The sequence below is a fragment of the Acinetobacter sp. YH12131 genome (genome assembly GCF_013418635.1).
GTDB classification, from domain to species: Bacteria; Pseudomonadota; Gammaproteobacteria; order Pseudomonadales; family Moraxellaceae; genus Acinetobacter; species Acinetobacter towneri.
Genome location: NZ_VPBQ01000003.1, coordinates 105,893 through 117,840, shown reverse-complemented (window position 1 = coordinate 117,840; position 11,948 = coordinate 105,893). Strand labels below are relative to the sequence as shown.

Sequence of the window (11,948 nt, the reverse complement as noted above, 5' to 3'; positions counted from 1 at the left end):
TTTTAGATCACAGTCAAATGGACTGAGTTTTAGACCGCATAGCGACTCATTAAAGTCAGTGGTGCTTTGGACTGTAAATAATCGGCAGGAATAAATACGATATTGGCAGCGTGTTGCTGTGCTGCATCAATAATATGGTTGATCACATCGTCTGTGGCTTGTGCGCTGTCAGGTGCGTGCGCTTGATCTAGATAAATTCGTTGCTGGTCGGTATCGACCCAACCTGTCTGCATGTAGCCTTGTTGAACATATAAAGTATCGACATTATTTTGCAACACTGCCTGATAAATTTGCTGCAGATCGGTCACAACACGGTCACTGGCATAGAGTTCATCCAGTTGCTGCGCATGTTGCTGATGCAATTGTTGTTGATGGCTTTTTAGCTCGGTCTGAATACTGTCAATAATGTGTTGTGCGCTGCCTTGTTCTAGCTGAGTGACGTTATCTACACTGAAAATAATGGCATTGGGTTGGTCGCAAATAGATTCATAAAAACTGATATTGCGTCGATCACCCACAATGACCAAGCCCAATGGCTCACTGGCACGTACAGTTTGCACATTTTTATCGACACGGTTTAAAAACTCTTTGAGTAAACGGTCTTCATTGGCGGCTGTGGCACGTTCTGCACCGCTGGTGCTATATAAGTTATCATTTTGAACAGGAAATGCACCATGTGGCAGTCGTTCATTCAAGTCGCTGTCATCTACAGAAAACTCATGGATTACACGATCATTGGAGGCCTTAATCAGACGTCCAACTTCACGACTGATCACTACCACATAGTATTGCACTGCATAAGATAGCTCACGAATAAAATCACGCACTGAAAATTGTTGATCAATCACAATACGTTCTTGGGTAGGGAATGGCAGACGCAGTACTTGTGCACTGTCGGCTGTGGCAAAAATAGCCAGACTGTCTAAATGGTAGTTGGGATTCAAATCTTTGGTTTGATGATGAATCTGTTCTAAAATTTGTGCCACCAGACGTTTGTCATAGTCTGCCAACAGGCGTTCTTCGAGTTGTTTAAGTTGGTTTTTAAGAGCAATCACATCTTGCTGATTGTCTGGAAAGGTACGATGTGTGGGTAGAAATAAGCTGACTGCAGGTTGTGCCTGCACATTTTTAAGTTGGTTGAGGGTGTCTGTTAAATTAAGCATGTTGGAATTCCTCTTCTAATGAAAATAAGAAGAACAACCAAATGCTTGAGCAAGATAAAACTCAAAGTACTGCTTTATACTCCACTCAAGTCAGTTTTAGTCAGCATCTACAACATTTTGCTACCGTGCTAAGTGCTGCATAAAATGCCGAATAGCATTGTATAAAAGCTGACAAAACAACATTTTCGGTTGTTCAAGTCTGAAAAAAACGAAATAAAAAACTAAAAATAGAAAAGATAAAAAATAAGCAAAAACAGCATAACAAGGAAAGTTATTCAATCGCCTGCTTTTGAATAGAGAAATACCTGAAAAATGTAAGGGATTATGAGACCTTGGTAATTTTGTAAACTGTGTATAAAAAAAGCAGTGCCGAGGCACTGCTTTTGGGTTTCTCAATTGCGATTCGCAATTACATATTCGGGTAATTCGGACCACCGCCACCTTCAGGTGTTACCCAAGTGATGTTCTGTGATGGGTCTTTAATGTCACAAGTCTTACAGTGAACACAGTTGGCTGCGTTAATCTGGAAGCGTTTTGAACCATCATCATTTTCCATGATTTCATAAACACCCGCAGGGCAGTAGCGCTGTGCAGGCTCATCCCATTTAGGTAAGTTTACGTTCACTGGAATAGAGGTATCTGTCAACTTTAAGTGTGCTGGCTGATTTTCTTCATGTACGGTATTCGATACGAACACTGAAGATAAACGGTCAAAAGTCAGCTTGCCATCTGGTTTTGGATAGTTCGGTTTAAAGCTGGTTGCATCTACAGTTTTGAGTGCGCTGAAATCAGGCACTAAATCATGCAAAGTAAATGGTACTTTAAACACGTTCTGGTCGATAAAGTTAAACGCACCACCCATCCATTGACCAAACTTATGCATTGCAGGGCCAAAGTTACGTGCGCTATAAAGTTCTTCTTTCAGCCAGCTGTTGTTGAATTTTTCAGTGTAAGCCGTTAGCTCTTTCACAAAGAAATCTTCGCCTTCAGTTACGCGAGCAATCGCCAAGTCACCGCCTTTTGCGACACCTGCAGCAATCGCTTCAAATACTGCTTCACCGCAAAGCATGCCAGACTTCATGGCGGTATGAGAGCCTTTGATTTTGGCAAAGTTTAAGAAGCCTGCATCATCACCAATTAAAGAACCACCTGGGAAGGTGAATTTTGGCAATGAGTTAAAGCCACCTTTGGTCACAGCACGTGCACCATAAGAAATACGCTTGCCGCCTTCTAGATACTGTTTAATTAGAGGGTGAGTTTTCCAGCGCTGCATTTCCATAAATGGATACATGTGTGGGTTGGTATACGACAAGTCCACAATCATACCCAAAGTCACTTGGTTGTTTTCTGCGTGGTATAACCACCAACCGCCTGAAGAACCTGTTTCACTTAATGGCCAGCCTGCACCGTGCATGACTAAACCTGGTTTGTGTTTTGCAGGGTCAATTTCCCAAAGTTCTTTAATACCAATCCCGTAGTGTTGCGGATCGGCATCTTTATCCAAATTGAATTGCTGGATTAAACGCTTACCTAAATGACCACGACAGCCTTCTGCGAAAATGGTGTATTTGGCATGTAGTTCATAACCCGGTGTGAAGTTATGCGTTGGCTCGCCATCTTTACCAATGCCCATGTCACCAGTTTGGATGCCTTTAACCGTACCATCGGCATGGTAAAGAATTTCAGATGCCGCAAAGCCAGGGAAAATAGAAACTTCTAATTCTTCGGCTTTTTGACCTAACCAACGCACCACGTTGCCTAACGAGATCACGTAGTTACCATCGTTATGCATGGTTTTAGGCACCATCCAATGCGGTGCTTGCTGAGCTTTTTCAGGTGACATCAAGAAGAAAGTTTTATCTTCAGTCACAGGCACATTTAAAGGCGCACCTTCTTCTTTCCAGTTAGGAAATAACTCGTTGATGGCGCGAGGCTCAAGAATTGCACCCGAAAGGATATGCGCACCAACTTCAGAGCCTTTTTCGACCACACAAACGGACAGATCATTTAAATTGTTTTCAATTGCAAGTTGACGAATTTTGATCGCAGCAGAAAGACCCGCAGGGCCTGCGCCTACGATGACTACGTCAAACTCCATCGATTCACGTTCGATGTGTTCCATGTAGGACTCCTCATATAATTGAAGGTGGCAACCGCATCAAGCAACGGTGCTGCCATGAGTATTTTTAGTTGCCAGACACAAATTTAATCGTGTCTTTTACAGTATGGGTAAGTATTGTGAGCTAGTATAGTTTTAAACCGAGTCTTAGCCAATTGGCTGAATCGTATTATTTTTCCGTCAGTAAGGTACTGCAGCATGAAGCATGACGATAATTCAATCAAACCGACAGAAAATGTAGCTACGGCTGATAATAAAAATTTAATGCACATTGCACAATATATAAAAACTGGACAGTCAGGTCACAAAAGATCAATCCCTCCTTTGGAGCAATGGCATCCAAAGCATTGTGGAGCAATGGATTTGCTGGTCAAAGCCAATGGAGAATGGTGGCACGAAGGTCAATTGATCAAACGTCAGGCATTGGTTGATCTGTTTTCTAGTGTGTTATGGAAAGAGCAGGGCAAGTTTTATTTAAAAACCCCAGTGGAACAAATTGAAATCCAGGTAGAAGATGAGCCTTTGTTCATCAATCAGGTTGATGTGGTCGAAATCGGACAGCAAAATTATATTCAACTTATCACTACACATCAGGATATTGTGATTGTTGATGCCGAGCATCCTATTTTTATGCGTGAATATGCAGGTGAGCTGCGTCCTTATGTGCATGTGCGTTTTGGTATTAATGCCCTGATTCAGCGTGCGGCTTTTTTACATTTGGTGGAATTGGGCGAGCTGAGTGAAAATGCGCAGGGCGAAACGATTTTATCGTTGAAAAGTGGTGATTTGCACTTGCATTTAAGCAGCTGAGGTTTAAGCTTTATTCATCCCATTTTGTATTGCTGAATCTCTTGCTATGACAGCCATTCATCCTGTTTCTCCCTTAAATCAAGCCATGCCAAAAGCACAAGCCAGTGCGCCAATTGGTATTTTTGATTCGGGCATAGGAGGCTTGTCAGTTGCCATTGAAATTGCAGAATATTTGCCCAATGAACGCATCCTTTATTATGCCGATACTGCACATGTGCCGTATGGCCCACGTGATGATCAAAATATTCGAGAACTCACTGCAGCTGCAATCGAATGGTTATATCGACAAGGTTGTAAAGTTGCGGTCGTGGCGTGTAATACTGCTTCTGCTTTTAGTCTAGATTATCTGCGCGATCATTACGGCGAAGATTTTCCCATTATTGGTTTAGTGCCTGCTTTAAAGCCTGCCGTATTAAATAGCCAAAGCAAAACTGTGGCTGTACTTGCGACGCCTGCGACTTTTCGCGGACAACTTATTAAAGATGTGATGCAGCGTTTTGCGATTCCTGCTCAAGTGCAAGTCTTGAATGTCACCAATCTAGATTTAGTGCCTTTTGTTGAGCAAGGGGCGCAAATGAGTGAGGCATGTTTAAGTTCCTTACAGCAGAGTTTGCAACCTGTGGTCGATCAGGGCGCGGACTATTTGGTGCTCGGTTGTACCCATTATCCTTTCCTAAAACCTGCGATTGAGTCCATTTTTGGTCAGAAACTGACATTAATTGACTCAGGAATTGCCGTTGCGCGTCAAACTTCCCGCATTTTAATTAAAAATGAGTTATTATTTGAACAAAGTTTGGCAGATACTTTACAAATTGCGTGTTATGTCAGCGGGAACAATGCAGAACAATTAAAGCCCGTGTTGCAGCATCTTATTCCAGGCAATATTTCTTGGAGTATCGCAAATGTGAGTACTGTGGACTGACTTTAAGATAATTTTTTATGATTGGGGAAAGGCATTACAAGTAGACGGTGACCGACTTGTAATGGCAATAGGAGAGGGGAAACCAATGCTCGATAAGCGCTATCAGGTCTTTATCTCGACGTCTGGGGCAGATATGCAGCCAGAACGAGTGATCTTGGCACAAACATTGGTGGGAATGGGTTTTTTTTCGTGGGGTTTAGAACAACGTACCCCACTCAGCACTGCATTTGCACGCCGTCAAATTGATGATTGTGATTATGTGGTGATTCTATTGGGCAGCCAGTACGGTGAGCAATCGGTGTCGGGCGTGGGGTATATGCATTTAGAGTATATTTATGCAGTCACCAAGCAAAAGCCGATCATTGTATTTATGCACGAAGACCCAGATTCACGTGATTCATCTTTACATGATGAAAAACCTGAATTGCGTGAAAAATTCAAAGAGTTCCGTAAATTATTACAACAAGAAGTCGATCAGGTGTTTAGCTACCGCACTCTGCGTGATTTAGAGCTTGCTGTCCGCTTTAATATGTCGCAAATGCTAGAACGTTATCCGACTTCTGGTTGGGTGCGCCCGCAAAATACACAAGCTTTGCATGATGAAATTGAACGTTTAAAAAGTAAGTTACGTCAGCTGGAAACCGATGTGGGACAGCGCGAAGCAGACCCGTTTCTAAGCGTATCTAAAGTGTCGATGAATGAATCATATCGTTTTGAATATCGCATGCATGCCTATCAGGATGGTAACTTTAGAGAGCTGAAAGTTGAGCGAAGTTTAAGTTGGGCGCAGTTGTTGGCAATTTTAGGCAATACTTTTATTCATCCAACCCCTGAAGAATATTTTTCGAAACGCATGAATGAATATTTGAATGAAACTGGTTTGGAGGATGCACGTCGGATCATGCCACGTGCGCATGCAGTTGCACGTGCCCAAATCAATATTCGGGCCTTGCATCAGATTAAAATGCAAATGCGTCAAAATGACTGGATTGTGCAGGCGGGGCGTGATGATCGTCAGCGGATGTTGTGGCAAACCACGGCAAAAGCGCAAAAACTTTTAGAGAGCAATTTGCTAGATACCGATCGGGTTTATTCATTTAAAACACCGTATTAATCTCTCAATACAGAGTGAAAAAACTGTTAAAGTAGTCGGGCTCAATCATCAGACACGAGGGCTGAATGTTGTCTACAGCAAAACCCAAAGTAACCGTTCTTTTAGCCAATTTAGGTACGCCTGATGAACCGACTGCAGCAGCGGTTCGCCGTTTTTTAAAGCAGTTTTTGTCTGATCAGCGCGTGATTGAAATTCCAAAACCGATTTGGCAAATCATTTTGAACTTATTCATTTTGCCATTTCGTCCTAAGCGTGTTGCACATGCTTATGCCATGGTCTGGCAGCAAGATTCACCGATGCGGGAAATTTTGTTGCAACAGGTTGATGCTTTAAAACAGCAGTTATTGCCGCTATATCCTGAGTTTGAATTGAATATTCTACCGGTAATGACCTATGGCAATCCGGGTATTCAACAGGCTTTGGCAGCTTTGAGTCAAAATCCTCAAGATCACGTGATTTTGTTCCCTTTATTTCCACAATATTCGGCAACTTCGACTGCACCTTTATATGATGCCGTTGCCAAATGGGTGCCACAGCAGCGTAATTTGCCGGGCTTATCCATCATTCGTGATTATTATCAGCATCCTTTATACATTCAGGCGTTGGCGCAAAGTGTGCGTGAATTTCAAGCCGAGCATGGTGTGGCAGAAAAATTATTGATGTCGTTTCATGGCATTCCACAGCCGTATGCCGATAAGGGTGATCCGTATGCAGAGCGTTGTCGGATCACGGCCAAATTGCTTGCCGATGCTTTAAATTTAAATGATGATCAGTGGGCAATTAGCTTCCAGTCACGTTTTGGCAAACAAGAATGGGTCAAACCCTATACCGATGTCTTACTTGAAGAATGGGGACAGCAGGGCGTGAAGTCGGTGCAAATTATGAGTCCTGCTTTTTCTGCAGATTGTTTGGAAACGCTAGAAGAATTGGCGATTCAAAACGCAGAATTGTTTTTACAAGCAGGTGGCAAAGAATATGCCTATATTCCTGCACTGAATACCCGTGCCGATCATTTGGATTTGCTCAAACATTTACTTCAAGCTAATCTTGATGCTGTAAAGCTTAACCTAAGCCATTAATTTTTGAGGTTCGCCACCATGTTGCAAGTCAAAATTGTTCCCGTCACCGCTTTTCAGCAAAACTGCTCGATTGTGTGGGATGCAGAAAGCAAAGAAGCAATTTTGATTGATGCAGGCGGTGAGCCTGAAAAGCTGAAAGCCGAAGTTGAAGCGTTGGGTTTAACGGTGAAAGCTTTGTGGCTCACTCATGGACATTTAGACCATGCGGGGGCTGTTGGTGCGTTGCAACATTACTGGAATGTTCCTGTGATTGGTCCACAGAAAGAAGATGCTTTTTGGTTAGATCAACTGCAAGAAGTGTCTGCACGTTATGGTTTTCCTATCCCTGAACAAGTCACGGTTACACAGTGGTTAGAGGGTGGTGAAGTGCTGCAATTCGGTCAAGAAAGCTTTGAAGTGCGTTATGCACCAGGGCATACCCCAGGCCATGTGATGTTTTATAATGCAAAATATGGCGTCTTGTGGACAGGCGATGTGCTATTTAAAGGCTCGATTGGACGCACCGATTTTCCACGTGGGAATCATCAACAATTGCTAGATTCAATTCAGCGCGAGTGTTTTAGTTTGCCTGATGACACCCAGTTTATTTCGGGGCATGGGCCAATCAGCACCATTGGTTTTGAAAAACAGCATAACCCGTTTGTAGCAGGGCAAGCAGGTTAAAAGCAGTGTGTATTTATGCTTTAAGAAAAAGTCAGCAGTCGCTGACTTTTTTATTTGCGAAAGGGATTATTCAGCATTTGTTTGCTTTCAATTGCAAACAGCATTGTGAAAATTGTCAGTAAGATGCCTATGCACAGCATGAGTAAATCATGCGCGTACAGTCCAAAGCCTAAACTGCTGGTAGAGAGTAAAATACACAGCATTACAATTCCTTTTAACATGATTTCCATGGTGAAATGTTCCTAGGTTATTTTTTGCTTTCTTTATTGTTATGTGCAGTGACGGAGTCACGAATAGTGCAAAGTATAACCTGTGCTAATTCTGCTGAAAGCAATTATAGAATAACTAAATTTTGAATAATTTTTCTAAAAATGTGAAAAATTCCATGAAACTGTGTGTAGTTTTAGGCAATATTTGGCGTGGAAATTTATTGCTTATTCCTCAGAGTTTTCTGCTTGCGGAGCATCTTGGGTGGGTAAACGATATTCATCATTTGCCCACGCACCTAAATCAATGAGCTTGCAACGCTCAGAACAAAATGGACGAAAAGGATTGTCTTCCCATTGTGTAGATTCGCCACAACGTGGGCAAGGAAAAGTACGAGGCATGCTGAACTCCTATGAAAAATACAGGATTGGATTATGCAAATAGCACCTGAGTTGGTAGACTTGTGCCGAATTTTGTAAGTTTGATCTGATTATGCCAATTCGTCAATTTCAAGCCCAGCGTATGCATGCCCCTCGTGATTTTCAAGCCATTGCCAATGAATCGGTTTGTGTTGAAATTGGTGCGGGTAAAGGCAAGCATGCTTTATTATTTAGTGGACAACATCCTGTTAAAAAATTAATTGCGATTGAGCGTACCCGCGAAAAATTTGTGGCGATGCAAAAACAGCATCAACTTGAAGGTCAGCGTAACTTACAAATAGTACATGCCGATGCCATTCCGTGGATTGTGCATGCTTTATTTCCTGCTCAAGTTGAGCAATTCTTTATTTTATATCCGAACCCAGAACCGCATAATGCCACCCAGCGTTGGTTGAATATGCCGTTTTTTGAGTTTTTATTGTCACGCTTAAAAGCAGGCGGCAGCATTACTTTGGTGAGTAATATTCCTGAATATATTGCAGAAGCACGGCAGCAGCTGATCGAAGTGTGGAAATTGCCATTTATTCAGCAGGATGTTCCAGTAGATTCAGCACGCACTCACTTTGAAATCAAATATTTAGCACGTGGCGAGCGTTGTCAGGAACTGCAGATCAGCAAACCTGCCGCTTATACAACCCGTTTTGATGATTTTCAGCCTTTGCAAGGACAGCAGCCAACTTTAACACCGACTTCAGTTGAAACAAAATCTTCCGCAGACTCAAGCTCAGTTGCTGAGTAAATAGGCATGAAACAGCGCATTGCAATTATTGGTGCAGGCCCTGCTGGCTTAATGGCTGCCGAAGTGCTGAGTCAGTATGCCTATGAGGTGCATGTCTATGAGCAAAAACCTTCGGCAGCACGTAAATTTTTGATGGCAGGCAAAACGGGGCTGAATATTTCACATGCCGAACCAGTTGCACAATTTATTCAGCGTTATGATCAGGCAGAATGGTTGGCGCCGTGGATTCAGCAATGGGATGCCACATGGATTCAAAACTGGATGCAGGGTTTAGGGATTCAGTCTTATGTAGGTTCATCGGGGCGGATTTTTCCACAAGAAATGAAAGCTGCCCCTTTACTGCGTGCTTGGTTAAAGCGTTTAGCCGATGCAGGTGTGCAATTTCATTATCGACATCAGGTGTGTGATTTAAAACACAATCAACTCAGTATTTTAAATTTAACTAAGGTACAAACTGAGCAGCAGCAATTTGCTGCAATTGTGATGGCATGCGGTGCGGTATCTTGGTCAAAACTGGGTAGCGATGGTGCATGGCAGCGTTGGTTGTCTGCCAATGAAATTCAGCCTTTTCAAGCCAGCAATGCTGGGGTGGAATGTCACTGGTCAAGCTATATGCAGCCTGTATTGGGGCAGCCTTTAAAACGTGTGCAGGCATGGGTGGAAGGTACTGAGCCGAGCATGGGCGATATTGTGATCAGCCATTATGGTTTGGAAAGTGGCCTAATTTATAAGCAGGGGCGTGCGCTTCGACAGTTACAGCAAGCACAGCAACCAATGCAGTTATATCTAGATTTATTGCCCGATTTAAGCATTGAGCAACTCAGTCAAAAGTTACAACCCTCTAAAAAACAGTCGTTAAGTAATCTATGGCGCAAGGCGGGACTGGATGTCGCAAAGGCTGCGATTGTACGTGAACTGGTGGATAAAACACTTTGGCAACAACCGCAACGATTGGCGCAGCAGATTAAAAAACTAAAAGTGCCTTTAAAAGGCTTTCGGCCGATTGAAGAAGCAATTAGCTGTGCGGGTGGGGTGAAGCGTGAGGTATTGTCACCGCAATTACAGTTGAATTCTAATCCTCAGGTTTTCCTTTGTGGTGAAATGCTGGATTGGGATGCTCCGACAGGTGGTTATTTGCTAACAGCCTGTTTTGCCACTGGCCGTGCTGCTGCTGAAGGGGTGCATCAGTATTTACAGCAACATCCCTAAAATGCATTATTCATCAAGCTGAGGATATTGCTCACGCCAATGTTCAAGTTGTTGCTGTGCCTGCAATAAATCTTGCAAACCTTGTTGGCGCTGTTCTGCACGAATTGGATAAGTTGCTGTAGATGTTTGGCTGCTTAGATAAGCTGCTTGTTGTTCCCAATAATTGCTCATCAAACCTTGAATATAGCGCCCTTGAGGGGTTTTTAAATCTAAGTCTTTCAGCATGGCTAAGGCAGATTGCATATTGTCCTGTAGGCGGCTCTGTGCAAAGGCTTCATCAAGTTGCTTGGCTTCATGCAAACGCTCCAATTCATCTAACATATCTTCACTCATTTGCTCGTGACGCTGTTCATAATCGGTCAGCAATTGAATGTCATGCGGGTCATCTGCGGTCATTTCAAAGGGCTGAATTGCAGCCTGTTCAACCTGATTTTGCATGATTTGATCTTCAGGGCTGAGTTGGTCTGCATGCTCAACATTTTTCTGTTCGCAGGCAGTTAGACTCAAAGCCAGACCGATCAGCATGGGAGCAAGGGCGTGTTTGAAAGTAATCTGCATTGAAATGTGCTCCTTTTTTGGTTGATTTTTATGGCTTGGTTTTACCCATTTTTTTGATAGATAAACACATGGGTACAATAAGGAAATTCAATTGTATCTTGCGCATATAGTCCGGTGTATTCCAGTACCAATTGTTCAAATTGTGTTTTGAGTTGTTGTTGCTGAGCGGCAGGCATTGCAGCGATAAAACTGGTCGAAAGCAGACGCTTGGAAACTACTTGCTCGACTGTGCCAACATGCGTGTGGTGAAATTGCTGTTCGTGGCAAAGTTGGAATAAATCTGTATCTGCAAAGACCTGACGCCAGTCTTGATTGTGAAAGCGTGGTGTATCGCCCTCAAAAGGGAGAATCATTTCTGCGAGGGCATTGACCCAATTCACTGAAATATCACGCTGATTCCAGATGAGTAACAAGTGAGCTTGAGGTTTTAAGATACGATGAATTTCCTTTAAACTTTGTAGATTGGCAAACCAATGAAAAGATTGTGCGCAGCTGACTAAATCAGCACATTGGGCAGGCAAGGGCAATTGCTCACTTCGTGCCTGAACGGTTGCAACTTGTGGGTAAAGTTGGCGTAATTCAGTTAACATGCTAGCAATGGGTTCAACTGCTGTAAGCTGCGTTGTTAGTTTGAGCAAATGCGGCAGGAACTTTCCTGTGCCAGAACCCAAGTCTACAATATGGCTATTGGGTAGAACTTTGAGCTGATCTTGCAGGAAAGTATCGACTTCTTGCGGGTAACTGGGGCGAACTTGTTGGTATAGGCTTGCACCAGAACCAAAGCCTTGTTGTGCGGCAGGATGTAGAGATTGTGTCATATTTTGCGATTTTTAATCTGCTGTGCATCTATAAAATAACATATTCACTTTTGAACTTGCGTAACGTGTATTCAAGTTTAAAGTAACGGTTTAATTCAGCGCCTTGG

12 protein-coding genes are annotated in these 11,948 nt (G+C 43.0%); 7 read left to right on the top strand and 5 right to left on the bottom strand.

What is annotated here, in order from left to right; genetic code table 11:
- Positions 1-29 precede the first annotated feature (29 nt).
- Both FTU66_RS03365 and FTU66_RS03360 read right to left on the bottom strand, forming a co-directional pair.
- Complete coding sequence (locus FTU66_RS03365; RefSeq protein ID WP_104852982.1) at positions 30-1,163, bottom strand: hypothetical protein; 1,134 nt, start codon at positions 1,161-1,163, stop codon at positions 30-32.
- Positions 1,164-1,572: 409 nt separating this feature from the next.
- A complete protein-coding gene (locus tag FTU66_RS03360; RefSeq protein ID WP_004975965.1) occupies positions 1,573-3,285 on the bottom strand; it encodes an electron transfer flavoprotein-ubiquinone oxidoreductase in 1,713 nt (570 codons plus the stop codon).
- Between the two features lie 195 nt (positions 3,286-3,480).
- Here FTU66_RS03360 and FTU66_RS03355 point away from each other — a divergent pair, with 195 nt between their 5' ends.
- The 5 genes from FTU66_RS03355 (at position 3,481) to FTU66_RS03335 (ending at position 7,870) form a co-directional block, all read left to right on the top strand.
- Positions 3,481-4,092 carry a DUF1285 domain-containing protein gene (locus FTU66_RS03355; protein ID WP_004975967.1) on the top strand — a complete coding sequence of 204 codons (612 nt, stop codon included), beginning with the start codon at positions 3,481-3,483 and terminating at the stop codon, positions 4,090-4,092.
- Between the two features lie 46 nt (positions 4,093-4,138).
- On the top strand, positions 4,139-5,014 hold the full coding sequence (murI, locus tag FTU66_RS03350) for a glutamate racemase (RefSeq protein WP_004975969.1): 876 nt from the start codon (positions 4,139-4,141) through the stop codon (positions 5,012-5,014).
- An 85-nt stretch (positions 5,015-5,099) separates the two neighbouring features.
- Positions 5,100-6,128: a DUF4062 domain-containing protein gene (locus FTU66_RS03345; protein ID WP_096901324.1), complete on the top strand. Its 1,029-nt coding sequence runs from the start codon at positions 5,100-5,102 to the stop codon at positions 6,126-6,128.
- A gap of 65 nt (positions 6,129-6,193) precedes the next feature.
- Entirely contained in the window at positions 6,194-7,207 is a 1,014-nt protein-coding gene (gene hemH / locus FTU66_RS03340; protein WP_104852985.1) for a ferrochelatase, read from the top strand.
- Positions 7,208-7,225: 18 nt separating this feature from the next.
- Positions 7,226-7,870: an MBL fold metallo-hydrolase gene (locus tag FTU66_RS03335; RefSeq protein ID WP_180112302.1), complete on the top strand. Its 645-nt coding sequence runs from the start codon at positions 7,226-7,228 to the stop codon at positions 7,868-7,870.
- Positions 7,871-8,304: 434 nt separating this feature from the next.
- Here the strand turns inward: FTU66_RS03335 and FTU66_RS03330 are convergent, their stop codons facing one another.
- Positions 8,305-8,478, bottom strand: coding sequence for a DNA gyrase inhibitor YacG (locus FTU66_RS03330; RefSeq protein WP_019836038.1), 174 nt, complete (start codon positions 8,476-8,478; stop codon positions 8,305-8,307).
- 85 nt (positions 8,479-8,563) lie between these two features.
- On the opposite strand from FTU66_RS03330, the gene FTU66_RS03325 reads away from it, so the two are divergent.
- Together FTU66_RS03325 and FTU66_RS03320 are read left to right on the top strand one after the other, a co-directional pair.
- Entirely contained in the window at positions 8,564-9,256 is a 693-nt protein-coding gene (locus FTU66_RS03325; RefSeq protein WP_257222052.1) for a tRNA (guanine-N(7)-)-methyltransferase, read from the top strand.
- Between the two features lie 6 nt (positions 9,257-9,262).
- The gene (locus FTU66_RS03320; RefSeq protein ID WP_180112300.1) at positions 9,263-10,465 is read left to right on the top strand and encodes a TIGR03862 family flavoprotein; all 1,203 of its coding nucleotides are present in this window, start codon (positions 9,263-9,265) and stop codon (positions 10,463-10,465) included.
- A 6-nt stretch (positions 10,466-10,471) separates the two neighbouring features.
- On the opposite strand, the gene FTU66_RS03315 is transcribed toward FTU66_RS03320, so the two are convergent.
- Together FTU66_RS03315 and FTU66_RS03310 are read right to left on the bottom strand one after the other, a co-directional pair.
- On the bottom strand, positions 10,472-11,023 hold the full coding sequence (locus FTU66_RS03315) for a hypothetical protein (protein ID WP_180112299.1): 552 nt from the start codon (positions 11,021-11,023) through the stop codon (positions 10,472-10,474).
- Between the two features lie 41 nt (positions 11,024-11,064).
- The gene (locus tag FTU66_RS03310; RefSeq protein ID WP_180112298.1) at positions 11,065-11,841 is read right to left on the bottom strand and encodes a class I SAM-dependent methyltransferase; all 777 of its coding nucleotides are present in this window, start codon (positions 11,839-11,841) and stop codon (positions 11,065-11,067) included.
- Positions 11,842-11,948: the final 107 nt, after the last annotated feature.

What these genes read in the sequence shown, in the direction of transcription:
- hemH (WP_104852985.1), top strand. Translation starts at nt 6,194, where the DNA reads ATGTTGTCTACAGCAAAACCCAAAGTAACCGTTCTTTTAGCCAATTTA.
- FTU66_RS03345 (WP_096901324.1), top strand. Translation starts at nt 5,100, where the DNA reads ATGCTCGATAAGCGCTATCAGGTCTTTATCTCGACGTCTGGGGCAGAT.
- FTU66_RS03355 (WP_004975967.1), top strand. Translation starts at nt 3,481, where the DNA reads ATGAAGCATGACGATAATTCAATCAAACCGACAGAAAATGTAGCTACG.
- FTU66_RS03330 (WP_019836038.1), bottom strand. Translation starts at nt 8,478, where the DNA reads ATGCCTCGTACTTTTCCTTGCCCACGTTGTGGCGAATCTACACAATGG.
- FTU66_RS03365 (WP_104852982.1), bottom strand. Translation starts at nt 1,163, where the DNA reads ATGCTTAATTTAACAGACACCCTCAACCAACTTAAAAATGTGCAGGCA.
- FTU66_RS03320 (WP_180112300.1), top strand. Translation starts at nt 9,263, where the DNA reads ATGAAACAGCGCATTGCAATTATTGGTGCAGGCCCTGCTGGCTTAATG.
- FTU66_RS03310 (WP_180112298.1), bottom strand. Translation starts at nt 11,841, where the DNA reads ATGACACAATCTCTACATCCTGCCGCACAACAAGGCTTTGGTTCTGGT.
- FTU66_RS03335 (WP_180112302.1), top strand. Translation starts at nt 7,226, where the DNA reads ATGTTGCAAGTCAAAATTGTTCCCGTCACCGCTTTTCAGCAAAACTGC.
- murI (WP_004975969.1), top strand. Translation starts at nt 4,139, where the DNA reads ATGACAGCCATTCATCCTGTTTCTCCCTTAAATCAAGCCATGCCAAAA.
- FTU66_RS03315 (WP_180112299.1), bottom strand. Translation starts at nt 11,023, where the DNA reads ATGCAGATTACTTTCAAACACGCCCTTGCTCCCATGCTGATCGGTCTG.
- FTU66_RS03360 (WP_004975965.1), bottom strand. Translation starts at nt 3,285, where the DNA reads ATGGAACACATCGAACGTGAATCGATGGAGTTTGACGTAGTCATCGTA.